11 protein-coding genes are annotated in these 18,502 nt (G+C 69.7%); all 11 read right to left on the bottom strand.

Features of this window, described 5'->3' with window-relative positions:
- Positions 1-109: 109 nt before the first annotated feature.
- Entirely contained in the window at positions 110-937 is an 828-nt protein-coding gene (locus tag ACFU8W_RS49810) for an inositol monophosphatase family protein (RefSeq protein ID WP_384052479.1), read from the bottom strand.
- A 63-nt stretch (positions 938-1,000) separates the two neighbouring features.
- Positions 1,001-2,842, bottom strand: coding sequence for a gamma-glutamyltransferase family protein (locus tag ACFU8W_RS49815; RefSeq protein WP_384052480.1), 1,842 nt, complete (start codon positions 2,840-2,842; stop codon positions 1,001-1,003).
- Positions 2,843-3,216: 374 nt separating this feature from the next.
- The gene (locus tag ACFU8W_RS49820; RefSeq protein WP_384052481.1) at positions 3,217-3,543 is read right to left on the bottom strand and encodes a hypothetical protein; all 327 of its coding nucleotides are present in this window, start codon (positions 3,541-3,543) and stop codon (positions 3,217-3,219) included.
- Positions 3,544-3,599: 56 nt separating this feature from the next.
- Complete coding sequence (locus ACFU8W_RS49825) at positions 3,600-3,800, bottom strand: MbtH family NRPS accessory protein (RefSeq protein WP_345511308.1); 201 nt, start codon at positions 3,798-3,800, stop codon at positions 3,600-3,602.
- A 50-nt stretch (positions 3,801-3,850) separates the two neighbouring features.
- The gene (gene leuD, locus ACFU8W_RS49830; protein WP_384052482.1) at positions 3,851-4,465 is read right to left on the bottom strand and encodes a 3-isopropylmalate dehydratase small subunit; all 615 of its coding nucleotides are present in this window, start codon (positions 4,463-4,465) and stop codon (positions 3,851-3,853) included.
- A gap of 295 nt (positions 4,466-4,760) precedes the next feature.
- Positions 4,761-6,164: a 3-isopropylmalate dehydratase large subunit gene (gene leuC / locus ACFU8W_RS49835; RefSeq protein WP_345511310.1), complete on the bottom strand. Its 1,404-nt coding sequence runs from the start codon at positions 6,162-6,164 to the stop codon at positions 4,761-4,763.
- A gap of 50 nt (positions 6,165-6,214) precedes the next feature.
- Positions 6,215-7,594 (bottom strand): hypothetical protein, encoded by a 1,380-nt coding sequence (locus tag ACFU8W_RS49840; protein WP_384052483.1) that lies wholly within the window; start codon positions 7,592-7,594, stop codon positions 6,215-6,217.
- Between the two features lie 52 nt (positions 7,595-7,646).
- A complete protein-coding gene (locus tag ACFU8W_RS49845) occupies positions 7,647-9,092 on the bottom strand; it encodes a pyridoxal phosphate-dependent aminotransferase (RefSeq protein WP_384052484.1) in 1,446 nt (481 codons plus the stop codon).
- A gap of 59 nt (positions 9,093-9,151) precedes the next feature.
- The gene (leuB, locus tag ACFU8W_RS49850) at positions 9,152-10,273 is read right to left on the bottom strand and encodes a 3-isopropylmalate dehydrogenase (protein WP_384052485.1); all 1,122 of its coding nucleotides are present in this window, start codon (positions 10,271-10,273) and stop codon (positions 9,152-9,154) included.
- 58 nt (positions 10,274-10,331) lie between these two features.
- Positions 10,332-11,603 carry an enterochelin esterase gene (gene fes / locus ACFU8W_RS49855; RefSeq protein WP_384052486.1) on the bottom strand — a complete coding sequence of 424 codons (1,272 nt, stop codon included), beginning with the start codon at positions 11,601-11,603 and terminating at the stop codon, positions 10,332-10,334.
- 63 nt (positions 11,604-11,666) lie between these two features.
- A partial coding sequence (locus ACFU8W_RS49860; protein ID WP_384052487.1) for an amino acid adenylation domain-containing protein occupies positions 11,667-18,502 on the bottom strand: 6,836 nt, incomplete at its 5' end.

Here is an 18,502-nt window from a genome sequence, read left to right on the forward strand (position 1 = left end):
CAAGACCCGCACCCACTACGACGAAGCGACCGCCTGGTCGCACCACGCACATCCCCATGCCGCTTGACCTCAAACGTCATGGGGTGTCTGACCCGGGCCGTCGGGAAGGTCAGCCCCCGGCGCGCAGCGCCGCCAGGATGCGTTCGGCCGTCGCCTTGTCACGGGCGGCCGTGAACGGCAGGTCGTTGCCCCCGGCGATACGGAACGGGGCACCCGAGAGCGTGGCCTGGGCGCCGCCCGCCTCCGTGACCAGAAGCAGGCCCGCCGCGTGGTCCCAGGCGTACTCCCAGTTGAAGGCGACCGCGTCCTGGTCGCCGCGGGCGACAGCCAGGTATTCGAGGCCCGCGGAGCCGCACGGACGGGGGTGGATGCCTTCGACGAACAGGCCGAGCAGCGCCCGCTTCTGGGCGTCGGTGGTGTAGTCGGGGTGCGACATCGCGACTTCGAGTGCGGCGCCGGGCGCGGGCGATCCGGAGCGTATCGGCACACCGTTGAGCACGGCCCCCCGGCCGCGTACCGCGATCGCCATCTCGTTCAGTGCCGCGGCGTACGTCCAGGAGGCAAGGAGCTCGCCACGGTGGGCGAGGGCGACGAGGGTGCAGAAGCCGGGCTCGCCGCGGACGAACTGGCGGGTCCCGTCGACCGGATCGACGATCCAGACCGGTGCGTCGCCGTCCAGGGCGTCGTACACCTTCGGATCGGCGTGGACCGCCTCCTCGCCGACGACCACCGAACCGGGAAGCAGCCGTGTCAGCGACGCGGTGAGGTGTTCCTCGGCAAGGCGGTCGGCGGTCGTGACGAGATCGTGCGGGCCGCTCTTCTCGACGATCTCGTGTGCGGCGAGCTGTCGGTAGCGCGGCATGATCTCGGTGGCGGCCGCTGCGCGGACCGCCTCCTCGACCTCGGTCAGGTCCCCGGCAAGGAAGTCATCGATCATGGCTCCAGCTAAGCACGGTCCTCCGGGACCCTGACGACCTGGTCATGACGTCGAGGTGGCCGGTCAGCGGCCTACGGCGTACCCCTGCATGCCGCGCGGGTTGGCGGCGGCGGAGAGCACTCCGGTCTCCGGGTCGCGGGCGACGGCGCACAGCCGCCCTTCCGACCACGGGTCGCCCACGGTGACGTCATGGCCTCGGCGGCGGAGCTCCTCGACGATCTCCGGGTCCATGCGCTCCTCGACGGTGACGCTGCCGGGCCGCATGCCGCGCGGGAAGAACGAGCCGGGGAAGCTGTCGTTGTGCCAGTTCGGGGCGTCGATGGCGCCCTGCAGGTCGAATCCGCCGCGTGCCTCGGCGCGCAGGGCGACGGCGAGGAAGAAGTGCAGCTGCCACTGGTCCTGTTGGTCGCCGCCGGGCGTGCCGAACGCCATCACCGGGACGCCGTCGCGCAGGGCGAGGGACGGGGTGAGGGTGGTGCGGGGACGGCGGCCGGGGGTGAGGGTGTTCGGCAGGCCCTCGTCGAGCCACGCCATCTGGAGACGGGTACCGAGCGGGAAGCCGAGCTCCGGCACGACCGGGTTGGACTGCAGCCAGCCGCCGCTGGGGGTGGCGGAGACCATGTTGCCCCAGCGGTCGACGACGTCGATGTGGCAGGTGTCGCCCCGGGTCGCGCCGTCCGCTGCGACGCTCGGCTCACCGGCAGCGGCGCCGCCCTTGGCGACGGTCGGCTCGCCGACGCCCGCAGCCGGGACACCCAGGGCGTCGAAGCCCACCTCGCCCGCGGCGACGGCGTGCGCGTGGCCGCTGAGGACGGGGGTGCGGCCCCCGGGGCTACCGGGGCGCAGCTCGTACGATGCCTCGTCGGTGATGAGCGCGCGCCGCTCGGCGTTGTACGGCTCGGAGAGCAGGGTGTCGAGGGGGACCTCGGCGGCGTCGCCGTACCAGGCCTCGCGGTCGGCCATGGCGAGCTTGCAGCCCTCGATGAGCAGGTGTACATACTCCGCGGAGCCGTACCGCGGAAGCTCGGCGGGGAGCAGGGCGAGCTGCTGCAGGAAGGCGGGGCCCTGGCTCCAGCCTCCGGCCTTGGCGAGCGTCCAGCCGTTCCAGTCGTACGTGGCGGGCGCCTCGTACGACGCGGACCAGCCGGCCAGGTCGGCGGCGGTGAGGGTGCCGGTGTGGCGGGCGCCACTGGTGTCCATGGTGGGCCGGGCGGCCTGGCGGACCAGGGCCTCGGCTATGAAGCCCTCGCTCCAGATCTTCCGGGCGGCGTCGATCTGGGCGGTGCGGTCGTCGCCGCCGGTCTTCTCTGCCTCGGCGATCAGGCGGCGCCAGGTCGCGGCCAGTGCGGGGTTGCGGAACAGCTCCCCCGGCATCGGGGACTTGCCGCCGGGGAGGTAGACGTCGGCGGACGACTGCCACTCGGTCTCGAAGAGCTCGCGGACGGTCTCGACGGTCTGACCGATCCGCTCGACGGGTGCGTGACCGTCCTCGGCGTATCCGATCGCGTACCGCAGCACCTCGGCGACCGACTTGGTGCCGTGGTCGCGCAGCAGCAGCATCCAGGCGTCGAACGCGCCGGGGACCGCGGCGGCAAGCGGTCCGGTACCGGGGACGAGGTCGAGACCGAGGGAGCGGTAGTGGGCGACGGTGGCGCCCTCCGGGGCCGGGCCCTGACCGCAGAGCACCTGTACCCCGCCGTCCTTGGGCGCCAGGATCATCGGCACTTCACCGGCCGGGCCGTTGAGGTGCGGTTCGACGACGTGCAGGACGAATCCGGCGGCGACGGCGGCGTCGTAGGCGTTGCCGCCGTCCTCCAGGACGGCCATCGCGGACTGCGAGGCGAGCCAGTGGGTGGAGGACACCATGCCGAAGGTGCCCTGGAGGGTGGGACGAGTGGTGAACATGCCCTGAATCCTTGCCATTTGAACACTTCGGATGCGCAGTGAGCGCTCACGGACCGGCCTGGGGAGAATCCGTGGAGTTCGGAACCGCGTCTTTCGTTGCCCTGACCATCGAGCAGAGTATCGATCGCCCGACGCCCCTTCCGGCCCGCCTCCGGCATGAAGTGGGCCGGACGATCGAGGCGCACGTGTGCCACAGCACGTGGTGAGCCGTCCCGGGCGCCGCCGCCGTCGGGATCATCGCGGCCCTCCCGGGTCCGAAGTGACGAGCCGGGGCGCCGGAGCAGGCGGCGGGCCCTCGGCGCGGCGGGCGAGCAGGTCGTGCGCTCGACCGCCGTGCGAGGACCCGCCTCACCCGGGCCACGGACCGCCGGCCATCACGGCGCGAGCGCCACCAGGTGTCCGCTGCCGCTGAGCGACGTCAGGTCGATGTCGGCCAGACAGCGGACCTGTACGTAGTTGAGCGTCAGTGTCCCTTCCACGTGCACACTGCCGGTGCCCTTCGCGAAGTCGGCGCCGCCGAGGTCGGTGGCCACCTCGTCGACGCGCACCCCGAGGTCCGTGGTCCCGCCGGAATCGGGGAACTTGACGAAGACGTACCCCATCTCGGTGAGGCGCCGCTGAAATTCCTCCAGGGAGGGCGACGGGCCGCCGACGACGACTTTCTGCCCCTCCTTGGAGAGACGCTCGACGAGTTCGTCCATGAATGACTCCTCCATGACTGCTACGGGCTTTTTGACGAGCGCGGTGATCCGGCCGGCTAGCCGGCCGTCTCCTCCATCTGCCGACGCAGACTCCTGGGGCGCATGTCGACCCAGACTTCCTTCACGTAGGCAAGGCACTCCTCCTTCGAGCCGACCTTCTCCGTCTCCCTCCATCCGGAGGGAACGTCGAGGTACGTCGGCCACAGGGAGTACTGGTCCTCGTCGTTGACGAGCACCTTCATGCGGGTTTCTTCCATTGCTCTTCCGTCTCTGCTGTCGGGAACGGTTCGCCGCACGGCGGCGCGGTCTAGGCGAAGAGCCAGGGCGCCTCCTGCCGGCGGCACAACTCGTAGGCGAGAATCTCGTCCTTGTGGGAGAGGGACCATCCGATGTTGTCGAGGCCCTCCATCATCGAGTTCTTCTTGAAGGGGTCGATCTCGAAGCGGAAGACCTGACCGTCGGCGGTCGTCACGGTCTGGGCCGGGAGGTCGACGTGCAGGGTCGGCGATGTGGCCTTCGCCAGGGCAGTGCAGATCGCATCGACCTCCGACGGTTCCAGGGCGACCGGGAGGATGCTGCTGTTGAAGCAGTTGTTGTGGAAGATGTCCGCGAAGCTCGGGGCGATGATGCAGCGGAATCCGTACTCTCGCAGCGACCAGGGCGCGTGCTCGCGGGAGGAACCGCAGCCGAAGTTCTCGCCCGCGACCAGGATCCCGGCGTCCTCGTGACCGGGCTGATTGAGGGCGAACTCCGGGTCGGGAGTGCGGCCGTCCTCGAGGTAACGCCAGTTCGCGAACAGGTGGTCGGCGAAGCCGGTACGACGGATCGACTTGAGGAAGCGGGCGGGGACAATGTCGTCCGTGTTGACGTTGGACCGCATGAGCGGCACCGCGGTGCCCTGATACGTGATGAATTTCTCCACGGAGATCCTTTTCTCTGCGTGTCTGTCCAGTGCTGCGACCGGAAAGGTTTGCCGGGAAGCTCGCGGCGTCCGGTGCGGTGGTTCGCAAGGGGTCGCGGCACTAGTGCCGGGACCGGCAATGTTTGCCCCATGAGGAGCGTCGTCCGGTGCGTGCGATCGCAAGGCGGCCGGAAGTCCTCGTAGCGGAGCTACTAGGACTTTTGGCCAACGCGGAAGGGGGTCCCCCCTGGCCCTTAAGGCCTTGGGGGAGTGCGTGCCGGGCGGCGCGACGGGGCAAAGCTTGCCGGGAGGGGCACTAGAGGTCACGGACATCGGCGAAGCGGCCGGTGACGGCGGCGGCAGCCGCCGTCACCGGGCTCACCAGGTGGGTGCGGCCGCCGCGGCCCTGGCGTCCTTCGAAGTTGCGGTTGCTGGTCGAGGCGCAGCGCTCTCCGGGGGAGAGACGGTCCCCGTTCATGGCGATGCACATGCTGCATCCGGCCTCCCGCCACTCGAAGCCCGCTTCGCGGAAGACGTCCGCCAGCCCCTCCTTCTCGGCCTGGCGGCGCACGCTCATCGAGCCGGGGACGACGATGGCGCGCGTGCCGGCCGCGACCCGCCGGCCGACGACGTACTGGGCCGCCAGGCGGAGGTCCTCCAGCCGCGAGTTGGTGCACGAGCCGATGAAGACGGTGTCGACCGCGATGTCCTGAACGCGCTGACCGGGTTGCAGGCCCATGTACTCGAGGGCGCGCTCCATTCCCGCCCGGGTCACGGGGTCGCTCTCGGCGGCCGGGTCGGGGACGGTTCCGGTGACATCGACGACCATGCCGGGGTCCGTTCCCCAGGTGACCTGCGGGACCAGGTCACCGACGTCCAGGTGGTGTTCCGCGTCGAAGCGGGCGCCCGGGTCGCCGGCGAGCTGCTTCCACTGCTCCGCAGCACGCTCGAAAAGTTCCCCGGAGGGTGCGAAGCGGCGCCCGCGCACGTACTCGACAGTGACGTCGTCGGGTGCGACCATACCGGCCCGCGCGCCCGCTTCGATCGCCATGTTGCAGAGCGTCATGCGGCCCTCGACCGTCAGGGACCGGACCGCGGAGCCGCTGAACTCGATGACGTGGTTGGTGCCGGCGTCCGTGCCGAGTCGACGGATCACGAACAGGGCGATGTCCTTGGCCGTCACGCCGGGCGCCGGCGTCCCGTCGATGCTGATGTTCATCGTGCGGGGCTTCTGCTGCAGCAGGCACTGGGTGGCCAGGACGTGCTCCACCTCGCTGGTGCCGATGCCCACCGCGAAGATACCGAGGGCGCCGTGCGTGGAGGTGTGGGAGTCCCCGCACACCACCGTCATGCCGGGCAGCGAGAGGCCCAGCTCCGGGCCGACGACGTGCACGATCCCCTGGTCGGCGTCGTTCATGCCGAGGAGCCTGACGCCGAACTCGCGGGCGTTGTCCTCCATCGTCTCGATGCACATGACGCTCTGGCTGTCGACCACGTCGATCAGGCGGCGGCCCGGCATGGTGGGGACGTTGTGGTCGATCACCGCGACCACGCTGTCCGGGCGGTGCACCGGAAGGTCGCGCTCCCGCAGCCCGGCGAATGCCTGCGGTGAAGTCGCCTCGTGCGTGAGATGCCGGTCGATGTACACCATCGGTATCTCTCCGGGCTCGTCACGCACCACGTGCGCGTCCCAGATCTTCTCGAACATCGTCTGTGGCATCGTGCGGTTCTCTCCTCAGGGGTGCATGTCGTCTCGGGACGAAGGGACGCTCAGGCTCCGTGCGGCGCGTGCATGTCCGCGAAGCCCTCTTCGAGCTCCTGGGGGGTCAGTTCGCGGCCCAGTTCGTTGGCGCGGGCCAGCAGGCCCTCGACCGCCTCCGGGGAGAGCTCCCCGGGATCGCGCCCGCTCAGCATGCAGGCAAGCTTCACCGAGCTCGTGCCGCTCCACGGGCTGACGGCCACGGAGGGGACCCCGCCGACGGCGGCCGGGTCGACCGCGGAGTACACGGTGCGGGACATCTCCCGCAGCGCGCCCTCCAGCTCCGCGTTCCCCGCCTCCCTGGCCCGGTCGGCCAGGTGGTGGGCCTTGAGGATCGCGGCCGTGTGGATGCCGGAGGAGGTGTGGCTGTAGCGCTTCCCGAGCACTCCGTGCTCCGGCGGGGCGACGCCGACCATCTCCTGGTAGCACGTGATCAGCCGGAGCAACTGCGACATGTCCCACGAGACGGGCAGGCCGGCCTCCTCCTCGATGGCGGCGAAGTTCAGCACGACCTCCTCGAGCGAGGCGTTGCCGGAGCGCTCGCCGACACCGCGCGACACCACGTGGATGCGACTGGCGCCTGCCGCGACCGCCGCCATCGCGTTGCCCAGGGCGTTCCCGGTGTCGCGGTGGCCGTGCCAGTCCACCTGCATCTCGGGTACGCCCAGGGCGTCGAGCTGTTCGCGGACGAAGCGCACCAGCCGGTAGGTGCCGAGCGGGCGGATCACGCCGATGGTGTCGGCCATGGCGACGATGTACGCACCGCTCTCGACCTGGACGCGGGTGATGGCGCGCAGGTCCTCGGGAGAGGTCTGCGAGGTGTGCTCGGTGCCCGCGACGACGGGGATGCCCATCTCCACGGTCTTCTTGATGAACGTCTCCAGCCCGTTCAGGATGAACCCCAGGTCCCAGCCCTGGACGAGACGGCGGGAGGGGGCGCTGCCCATGAAGACGACGGACTCGAGGCGCGGGTGGATCTCCCTGCACTCGACGGTCCACCGCAGGGACTCCTCCGTGCACATGGAGAGCACGGAGGGCACGATGGAGGGCAGTTCGTCCCGCATGCGCGCGAGCAGTTGCTTCATCGTCGCGCTGAGTCTGTTGGACTCGCCCGGGTAGATGCCGACCGTGGCGTACGTGATGCCGAAGTCGCTGAGCAGATGCAGGTACCGCATCATGTCGTCAACCGTCGGGTAGCCGGGTATGCCCTGAAGGCCGTCGCGCAGACACTCCGAGAAGATCTGCGTCCTGGCGACCTGAGCGGCGAGCGGCTCGCCGGGGATGCGCGTGGGGAGGGCCGAGAGCGGGCTCTCGTCGCTGTTCCAGTTGAAGTTGACCGGGACGTCGAGGCTGTTGATGTCAGTCTTCGCGGATCTCGTTTCCTTGTGCATGGTCTCTCGCTTTCCTTCTCGGGGATTCGACTGCCTCGCCGGCGCGTTGCCGTCAATCCGGCACGACCGGAAGAATGCCGACGGAGAAACGGATGTAGTCGTCTGAATAACCGAAGGTGGAGCCGGGAATTCCGGCGATCCCGGTCTTCTCCAGGACGGAGAAGGAATCCTCACCGGCCCTGAGCCGGCTCCAGTTGTAGATGGTGGCGTCGTCGTCGACAAAGACACGTTCGAAAACACGGTGTTCTTCGTCGAACCGCTGCAACTGGGCGCGCAGCCGGGTGCGGCGCAGACGGTAGAGGCCGCGGATCATTTCGATGATCTGTGGATTCTGGCGGAAGAGCGCGTGATAGGCCATGAAGCGGAGCTGCCATTCTCCCGGCAGACAGCTCACGCTGTTCATCCAGCTCGACCGCATGGCGACGGAGAATTTCGGATCGCCGAAAACGGCCCAGCCGAACCTGTCCCCGGTGAGGGTGTAGGTCTTGGAGAAGCTGTTCACGTAGATCATCTGGTCGGCCACGTCGGCCGCCGAGGCGAGGCTGAGCATGCGGGCCTCGTCGTCCGCGGGCCGGCCCGTCCCGATGTAAGCCAGGTCGGCGAGTACATGGACGCGGCGCCCTCGCTGCGCGAAGCGGCTTACCACCGCCATGACGGCCGAGAGCTCATCGGGCGTGTACGCGAAGGCCGTCGGGTTGTTCGTCACCGTCAGGTAGACGACCTCGACATCCGGGTTGTCGTCGAGGTGCCGTGCGAGAAGCTCTTCGGTCAGCTTGAACCCGTCCTCGGCCCGGGTGCGCACCCTGTGCAGCCGGAACCCGTAGGCCACGGCCTGCAGTTCGGGCATGTTGAACCCGGGAGCCGCGAAGAGGACCGCTCCGGGCGTCCGGGAGCGGAGACGGGCGAAGTGGGCGAGGCCGCGGAGGATCTTGTCGATGCAGTCCGTCGCGCCCAGGCCGAGAGCCACGTTCTCCGCGGAGACCGTCACCCCCCATGGGCGCATGTCCTCCGCCAGCAGGCCGCGCAGCACCGGGTTGCCGACGCCCTGGATGTCGTAGATCCGCGGGTCGTAGCCGGAGGCGAGGAGTTGCCGCTCCGCGTCCATCATCTGTTCCCTCAGCCACACGTAGCCCTTGCCCGAGGCGGTGTACCCGTTGATGTCCTCCCCGGGCAGCGCGATGCCGAGTTCGTCCCCCAGCATCCGGTAGTCACCGGGGCCCCCCTCCTCCCCCTCGCACTCGGTGATGCGCCGGACGTTGACATCACCAATCGTCCGGTTGACGATCTCCAGCCGGGTGGCGACCGGGTCGAACCTCCGCTCCGCGCACTCCCGTTCCAGGTCGTCGACGAGGCGGGCCATGACCCGGATGGGCGGTTCCGCGGTGTCCGCCTGCCGGGCCCGGTGGCGCCGCACCATCTCGGCGCGGGCCCGGCGGACGAGCAGGCGCTGCTCCGCGAGGCCTTCGGAGACCTCCGGGGAGGAACTCTGTGACGTCATGCGCGGACGACCTCCAGTTGTCGTTGCGTCCCACAAGGGCATGGAGAACGGGCGGGAGTTCAGGACTGCCGGAGCCGGTCCACGATGCGCCGGCCCATCTCCCTGGTCCCGACGACCGCGTGCACCCCCTCGCCGATGTCCTCCGTCCGGCACCCCTCGCGGATCACGTACTCGACCGCCTCCTCGACAGCCGCGGCCTCCTGTTCCAGGCCGAGGGAGTGACGCAGGAGGAGGGCGGCGGAGAGGATCGCGCCGACGGGATTGGCCCGATCCTGGCCGGCAAGGTCCGGGGCCGAGCCGTGGACGGGTTCGTAGAGGCCGAACATGCCGGACTCGGTGCGCCGGGCGCCGAGGCTGGCCGACGGCAGCATCCCGATGGAGCCCGTCAGCATGGACGCCTCGTCGGTGAGAATGTCGCCGAACAGGTTCTCGGTGACGATGACATCGAAGTCCGCGGGAGTCCGGATCAGCCGCATGGCGCAGGCGTCGACCAGCATGTGCTCGAAGGCCACCGTGGGATGGTCGGCCGCCACCCGCTCGACGACCTCCCGCCACAGGACCGAGGAACTGAGCACATTCGCCTTGTCGACCGAGGTGACCTTCCGCTCGCGGCCGGCGGCGATCTCGAACGCGGCTCGCACCACGCGTTCGATCTCTTCCTCGGTGTACAGAAGGGTGTCGACGGCCTCGGTTCCCCGGGCCGTACGGCGGATCTCGCTGGGCTTGCCGGGCACCGACTCCAGGCGCCCGTAGTAGAGGCCGGCCGACAGTTCCCGTACGAAGAGCATGTCCGTGCCCTTGAGGTGTTCGGGTTTCAGCGAGGACGCGGCGTAGAGGGACTCGAAGGGGCGCACCGGCCGAAGGTTGGCGAAGAACCCGAACTCCTTGCGGAGGCGGAAGAGCGCCTGCTCGGGCCGGGGGCCGCCGCTACGGGTCTGCCCCGCCGGGAGGCTGCCGACCGCTCCGAACAGAAGGGCGTCGCTGTGGGCGCAGGTCTCGAAGGTGTCGTCCGAGATGGCCGTCCCCTCGGCCTCGATGGCGTCGAGGCCGACGCGGCGCTCGTGGACCGTGAAGGTGTGGCGGTACTTCTCCTCCACGGCGCCCAGCACCGCCAGGGCCTGGGCGGTGACCTCCGGCCCGACGCCGTCCCCCGGAAGCACCGTGATCGTGGCATTGCTCATCGGACTCACCTTTCTCGAGCGGTTGCGGTTCTCGTGCGCTGGGCGGAATTCCGCGGTCTCACCGTCCTGGGGCGGGTGAGTCCTTCGGCCGGGGGTGGAATGAGAGCAGGCGTTCGACGATGGTGCCGCGCCAGCAGATCATGTCGTGGCCGCCCATGTATTCGCTGTAGTCCACCGTGTAGCCCTTCGCCACGAGGACGTCGCGCATGTTCTGATGGGTCGTCATCGGGTCGTAGTCGACAATGGCCCGCTCCAGGCTCCCGATGTCCATGGAGAATCGAATGGGAAGTCGGGGACTGTTCTCGAACTGCCGTGTGAGCCACTCCTCCTCCCGGCCGGGCACGTTTTTCCCCGGCCACCAGAACGACCCCGACTGGGAGATCACGTTGCCGAATCTCCCGGGCGTCCTGAATGCCACGTACGTCGCCGCCAGGCCGCCGAAGCAGGAGCCGCCGACGACGGTGCGCGCCGGGTCGGATGTGATGTGGTAATTCCGGTGGACCCACGGCATGAGCTCCCGGTTCAGGAATTCGCTGAACGGCTCGTGGCAGGGCAGTTCGCGGGCGCGGACGTCCTGGTCCTCGTTGGTGTGCATGACCAGGACGTACGGGGGGATGCCGCCGGCGTACAGCAGGTTGTCCAGCACGGTCGTGATGGCGGCGAAGTTGTAGTACGACCATCCGTCGAAGAGGACGAAGACGTTGTACGCGTCACCGTCGGTGGTGTAGCCGGGCGGCACGTGGACGGTGACGTGCTGCCGGGTCCCCAGGATCTCGCTGTCCATGGTGTGCATGCGGCTGGTGCCCTTGGGCACCCCGCGGCGCGGGATGTTCCACGGTTGTTTCGGGGCCCCGGGAAGTTCGAGCACCGACACCTTGAACTCGTTCGGATTGCCCATGAGCGTGTAGTCACGGGGGTTCAGGGGGTCGGGCCGGTACTCCGGGAGACGCTGCAGCACCTCCGCGTAGGAGGTGAACGGCACCATCGCGTCGTTGACCGAGAACAGATAGGTGGTCCGCAGCCGGGAGGGCAGGAAGTAGGAGCGGTACCAGAGGTCGGTGCCCGGCAGGTGGTCCATCCGGAACTCACTGAAGTCACCGCTCGGCGCGCTGCAGAAGAGGACCACGACGTTCTCGGTGTCTCCGGGGTCACGCCACAGAAAGGTGACCAGGGTCCGGGAGTCGTCGGGCCCGACCTGTTCCATCAGCGGGGTGCCGGACTCCTCGACCTCCTTCCAGAACACGTCGAGGGCCTGGCGGTCGCCCGCATCGAGGGCCGCCGCCACTCGGGCGATCCGGGGACTGATCAGGGTGGTCTCCGCAGCGAACACTGTCTTTTCTCCTTCGCGGGCGTGCGGGACGGGGGGACAGCGACGAGGGTTGCGCCGGAGCTGTCAGAGCAGGTCGAACAGCTCAGCCGCGTCCAGTTCGCCGTCGTCGCCCTCCTCGACGCTCTGGTCGATGACCTGTGCGAGTGCCGCGACGGTCCGGTTCTTGAAGACCGTGGTGAGCATGAGCGGGATGCCCCACTGCTCCTGGACCTCGGTCGCCATGGAGGCGACGAGGAGCGAGTGGCCGCCGAGGGCGAAGAAGTCGTCGTGGATCCCCACGCGGTCCAGTTCCAGGAGGCTGGCCCAGAGCTGCGCCAGCGCCTCTTCGGTCCCGGTCCGGGGATCGACGTGGCTCTCGCCCGCCCGCGCCTGCTGCACGACGTCCGACAGCGCCGGCAGCGCCTTCCGGTCGACCTTGCCGTTGGCGGTGAGCGGGAACTCGTCCAGCTGCACGAAGTAGGCGGGCACCATGTACTCCGGGAGCCGTTCGAGGAGATGCGCCCTCAGCTCGTCCTGAGGCGCCTCCCGGCCGTCCTTCACCGTGAGGAAGGCGGTCAGCCGCTTGTCGGCGGACGTCACCTCGTGCACCACGACCAGGCAGGACCGGACGGCCGGGTGGTCCGCCAGGACGGCCTCGATCTCCTCGATCTCGATGCGGTAGCCGCGGATCTTGATCTGGTGGTCCTTGCGCCCCGCGTACTCGATGACACCGTCCGGCCGGTACCGGGCCAGGTCGCCGGTCGCGTAGAGGCGTCCGGGGCCGAAGGGATCGGCGACGAACCGTTCGGCGGTCAGGTCGGGACGCCCCAGATAGCCGCGCGCCAGCTGGACGCCACCGATGTGAAGCTCCCCGGTGACACCGTCCGGCACCGGCTCCATCGCGTCGTTCAGGATGTACAGCCGCGTGTTGGCCACCGGACGGCCGATCGGGACGGTGGTCGCCCCCGTGGTGTTTTGGCACTCCCAGAAGCTGACGTCGACCGATGCCTCGGTGGGCCCGTAGAGGTTGTGCAGCCGGGTGTCCGGCAGGGCCCGGTGGAACTGCTCCTGAACCTCGGGGGGCAGTGCCTCCCCGCTGCACATCACGTGGCGTACGCCCCGGCACTGCCGGGGCATGGTCTGCTGCTGCAGGAATGCCTGCAGCATCGAGGGAACGAAGTGGAGGACGCCGATCCCCTGCTGCTCGACCAGCTCGGTCAGGTAGGCGGGGTCGCGGTGACCCTCGGGGCGGGCGAGGTGCAGGTGCGCGCCGGTGATCAGGGGCCAGAAGAACTCCCAGACCGACACGTCGAAGCTGTACGGGGTCTTCTGCAGGACGCGGTCGTGCTCCCGCAGGCCGTAGGTGTCCTGCATCCAGAGCAGACGGTTGCAGATGCCGCGGTGCGACAGCATCGCGCCCTTGGGCCGGCCGGTGGAGCCGGAGGTGTAGATCACGTAGGCCAGGTTGTCCGGGCTCACGGCGACGTCCAGGGGATCGGGGCTCGCCTCCAGCCAGGAGGTGTCGCTCCCGCCGAGTTCGACCGGCCGGACTCCTCGCTCGGCCAGGAAGCCCACGCGGTCCGCGGTCCCGGGCTCCACCAGCGCCAGCTGCACCCCGGCGTCCTCGGCCATGTAGGCCAGCCGCTCGGCCGGGTGGTCCGGGTCCAGCGGCACATAGGCGCCGCCGGCCTTCAGGACGGCGAGCAGACCGGTCACCAGGTCGAGGGAGCGGTGCATGCAGACGCCGACGCGTGACTCCGGACCCACGCCGAGGTTGCGCAGCGTCCTCGCCAGCCGGTTGGCACGCCGGTCCAGCGCGGCATAACTCACCTGCTGGTCCTCGTAGGACAGCGCGATGCGGTCGGGCGACCGGCGGACCTGCTCCGCGAAGAGCTCCTGGAGGCACACGGGCCGCAGGGCGTCATCGTCCCGCGTGGCGTTCCGTGCCTCCACGATCCGCGCCCGCGCCGTCTCCGGAAGCAGCGGGAGGCGCCGGACGGGCGTCCGCGGTCGGGTCAGAGCCGCTTCGAGGAGGATCCGCAGGTGCTCGCCCATGCCGGCGACGGTGTCGCGTTCGAAGAGGCTGGTGCTGTACTCGAAGGTGTACTGCAGCTCGCCGTCGCGCTGCTGGATGCTGAGACCCAGGTCGAACTTGGCGACGCCGATGCCGTCCTCCGTCACGTCGTGGATCCAGGCGGGCTGCTCCTGCGTCCCGGGCAGCTCCTCGAAGAGCTTGTCCAGGCCGGTGAACATCACCTGGAACACGGGGCTGTAGCTGAGGCTGCGCTCGGGCTTCAGCTCCTCGACGATGCGGTCGAACGGCACCTCCTGACGGCTCTGCGCCTCCAGGAGCTTCCAGCGGACCTGCGCCAGCACGTCCGAGAACTCCGGGTCGCCCTCGAGGTCGACGCAGAGCGCCACCGTGTTGACGAGGAACCCGATGAGCGGCTCGGTCTCGACGCGGCCGCGGTTGGCGACCGGGATGCCGATCACCACCTTGTCCTGTCCGCTGTAGTGCGAGAGCAGGACGGCGAAGGCACTCAGCAGCACCACGAAATGCGTCGTCCGGTTCGTGCCGCTCACGCTCGCGAGCTGCTCGACGAGCTCCGGCGGCAGGGAGCGAGTGAGGTTGGCGCCCCGGAAGTCCTGCACCGCCGGCCGGGGGTGGTCGGTCGGCAGCGACATCAGCGCGGGCGCGTCGGCCAGCTGCTCCTTCCAGTACCGCAGGTGCGGCCGCAGCCGTTCCTCCTCGAGCCACTGCTGCTGCCACACCGCGTAGTCGGCGTACTGGAGGGCCGGCGGGGCCGGCATCGGTGGGCCGTCCGGCCCCAGAGCGTCGTAGATCCGCAGCAGTTCCTCGTTGAGGATGCCGACCGAGTAGCCGTCGAAGATCGCGTGGTGGGCGCTGAAGGCCAGGAGCGCCTCGTCGTCGGACAGGCGGACGAGCAGGGTGCGGAACAGGGGTCCCTCGGCCAGGTCGAAGGTCTGCGTCCACAGGTCGCGGGTGACGGCCTTCACCGATTCGGGGCGCCGCTCGGGCGGCTGTGCGGACAGATCGGCCTCGGTGAGGACCACGGTCCCGGTCTCCGCGATGTCCTGCCACACCCGCCCCTGCCCCTCCCGGAACGTGGTCCGCAGGATCTCGTGGCGGGCGATCAGCTCCTCGAGTGCGCGCCGGAGTCTGGCCGGGTCCACCGCGACGGGGCGGTGGAGCAGCCAGCCCACGGTGTACAGGGAGCTGTCCGGGTGCAGGCGATCCATGTACCAGAGCCGCTGCTGGTCGAAGGTCGCGGAGATGGGCTCGTCGCGCGGCACCGGCGCCAGGGGGACGGCGGCGTACGGTTCCCGCGCCTCCAGCAGGGTGTCCAGTTCGGCCGCGACCCGGAAGAGGGCCGGCTGCTCGAACAGGACCCGGACCGGGAGGTCGACGCCGAAGGCCCGGCGGACGCGGGCGGCCACCTTCACGGCGAGCAGTGAGTGTCCGCCCAGATCGAAGAAGTCGTCGAAGGCACCGACGGGGCGGTGTCCCAGCACCTCCTCCCAGATCTCGGCCAGCTTCGCCTCGGTACGGGTCCGCGGGAGCGCGCTCGCCGGGAGCGTGGCCGCCGGGCCGTCCTCGGGCAGCGGGAGCGCCCGGCGGTTCAGCTTGCCGTTGCTGTTGAGAGGGAGCTCGTCGAGGAACACGAAGGCGGACGGCACCATGTAGGCGGGCAGTTGCTCTCTCAGGTGGGCCCGCAGCGTCTCCTGCGCGTCGGCGGCGTGCCGGAAGTCCTGGTCGAGCACCGCGTAGCCGACCAGGCGCCTGCCCGGACCGTCCGGCTGGGCGAGCACGGCGCAGTGGTGCACCAGCGGGTGCTGCTCGAGCACCGTCTCGATCTCTCCCAGCTCGATCCGGAAGCCCCGGATCTTCACCTGGTTGTCGATGCGCTCGACGAACTCGATGCTGCCGTCGGGCAGGTATCTGACGAGGTCCCCGCTCCTGTAGAGGCGGCCGCCCGGTTCCGCGCCGAACGGGTCCGCGACGAAGTACTCGGCGGTGAGATCGGGGCGGTTCATGTAGCCCCGGGTCACGCCGACGCCGCCGATGCAGAGTTCGCCGGGCACCCCGGCCGGGACGGGCTGCATGTACGGGTCGAGCACGTAGAGCCGCACGTTGGTGATCGGCCGGCCCATGTGGACGACGTCCAGGTGCTCGTCGGTCCGGCCCCCGGTGGCGAAGACGGTGGTCTCGGTCGGCCCGTAGACGTTGAAGAAGGTACGTCCGGGCGCCCAGGTCCGGATGAGGTCCGCCGAGTACGCCTCGCCGCCGACGACCAGGGTGCGCAGGTGGGGCAGCGGGTCATCGGTCGGCAGGGTGGCGAGCGCGCCCGGTGTGAAGTTCAGGCTCTCGATGGCCCGCTCGGCCAGGACCTTCTGGAGGTCGGTGCCGATCATCCGTACACCCGCGGCGGGGATGTGGAGCGTGCCGCCGGTCACCAGCGGCAGGAGGATCTCCCAGACGGAGAAGTCGAAACTGGTGGACGCGACCTGCAGGACGTTCTGGCGCCTGTCGAAGCACGGGTGGCGGCGGATCCACGGCACGATGTGCTGGACGCACCGGTGGGCGACCATCACGCCCTTCGGCCGTCCGGTCGACCCCGAGGTGTAGATGATGTATGCGAGGTTCTCCGGAGTCACCGCGGTCGCGGGCGCCGTCGCCGGCCCGGAGGCGACAGCGGACCATCCGGTGTCCAGGCAGAGGGTCTCCAGTCCTTCACCCGGCAGCCTGGACAGCAGGGACGACTGGGTGAGCATCAGGCGCAGGCGCGCGTCCTCGACGACGTACTCCATGCGGTCGAGCGGGTACCTGGGGTCGATGGGGACGTAGGCGCCGCCTGCCTTGAGGATGCCCAGCAGGCCGATGATGCCTTCCAAGGAGCGCTCGAGACACAGTCCGACCAGGACGTCGGGCCCCACTCCGCGGTCCCGAAGCCAGTGGGCCAGCTGGTTGGCGCGGCGGTCGAGCTCGGCGTAGGTGAGCTGCCCGTCCTCGTGGACCACGGCGACCGAGTCCGGGGTGGCCCGCACCTGCGCCTCGACCAGTTCGTGCAGAAGCACGGGCTCGACGGCCGTGGTGGTCGCGGTGCTCCACTCGCCGAGCGCCCGGGCGCGCTCAGCGTCGGTGAGCAGGGTCAACCGGGCGAGGCTCTGCTGCGGCTCCGTCACCAGCGCGTGGCAGATCTGCCGCAGGTGCCCGATCATCGCCTCGACGGTCCGCCCGTCGAACCGGCGCGTGTCGTGGAGGATGCTGACGCCTATCCGCTCGCCCACGGTGATCGCGGTGTTGATCGGGTAGTGGGTCTGCTCCTGCGAGCCGAGTGCCTCGAAGCGCAGGGCGTCGTCACGGCTCTCGCCCTCCGGGTAGTTCTCGAAGACGAAGAGGCTCTCGAAGAGGGGGACGCCGACGGGGAGCCCGCTCCACCGCTGGACCTCGCTCAGCGGGCTGTACTCGTACTGTCGCATCCGCAGGTTCTGTTCCTGCAGGCCCTGGAGCCAGCCGAGCGCGGTGCTCTGCTCGGGCAGCCTCACGCGCAGGGGGAGCGTGTTGATGAAGAGTCCGGACATGCGCTCGACGCCCTCCACGTCGGCCGGACGCCCGGAGACCACCGTTCCGAAGACCACGTCGTCCGTGCGGGCGTAGCGGCCGAGCAGGAGCGCCCAGCAGCCCTGCAGAACGGTGTTGAGGGTGAGACGGCACCGCTGTGCGAAGTCCTGCAACGCCGTGGTCTCCTCCTCGTCGAGGAAGCCATCGGTCCAGGCGTACGGAGCCGGCTCCCCCGGTCCGCCGTCCGGCGCGTCCAGCGGCTTCCCCGTCTTCGGGGTGGTGGCCTCCTCGACGCCGTGCAGGGTCTCGCGCCAGTACTCCTCGGCCTCGCGCAGGTCCTGCCGCTGGAGCCAGGACACGTAGTCCCGGTAGGGGCGCGCGGGTGCCGGGTCCAGTCGGCCGCCCCGGCTGAGGGCGCCGTACCACTCGGCGGCCTCCTTGAGGATCAGACTCATGCTCCAGCCGTCGAGGATGGCGTGGTGGGCGCTCCAGACCAGCTCGTACCGCTGGTCGGCCGTGCGGACGAGGAGCATCCGCCACTGCGGGGCGTCCTGCGGGTCGAAGCCCCGGACGCGGTCCTCCCGCAGGTGGCTCTCCATGCGGCCCTGCTGACCGCTGGGGCTCTCGGACCGCCAGTCCTGGGTTTCGAGGGGGACCGGAAGGTCGGCCCAGACCAGCTGGAGGGCTTCGTTCTCCGCCGTGGTCCGGAAGCCGGTCCGCAGGATCGGATGCCGTCGCATCACCTCGGCCCAGCTCTGCCGGAAGACCTCCACATCCAGTTCCTGATCGATCCGCAGCACGTTCTGCACGTGGTAGAAGCCCTCGCCGCTCGCGTACTGGCTCTGGAACCACATGCCCTGCTGGGTGGGTGTCTGCGGGTAGCAGTCGTCGAGTGGACGCGCGGACCGGCTGTTCTGCCAGGCGGGCAGCGCGTGCAGTTCGCCGACGAGGCCGTCGATCTGCTGCTGCGTCAGGCCGCTCAGCGGAAAGTCGGAGGGACTGTAGCCCACCGTGCCGGGCCGGGCCGCCTCACCGGCCAGCTCCCGCAAGGCGTCCAGCGTGTGCTCGGCGACCCGCCGGATCGTCTCCTCCTCATGAGCCGCCCCGCTGTAGGTCCACTCCATACGGAGCTCGCCCTCCTGCACACTGCTCACGATGTCGATGAGATGAACGCGGTCGTTGGCGGGATCCACATCGGGGCCGGCCAGGCCAGTGAAGGCGGCGAAGTTCCCGGCGAAGGACCCGTCGAACTGGCCGAGGTAGTTGAAGCTGATCTGCGCGGGCGCGGTCCCGGTCAGAGCGGTCGCGGCCGGCCCATGAGCGAGGAGACCGTAAC

It is taken from the genome of Streptomyces sp. NPDC057565, assembly GCF_042801455.1.
Lineage (GTDB): Bacteria > Actinomycetota > Actinomycetes > Streptomycetales > Streptomycetaceae > Streptomyces > Streptomyces yanii.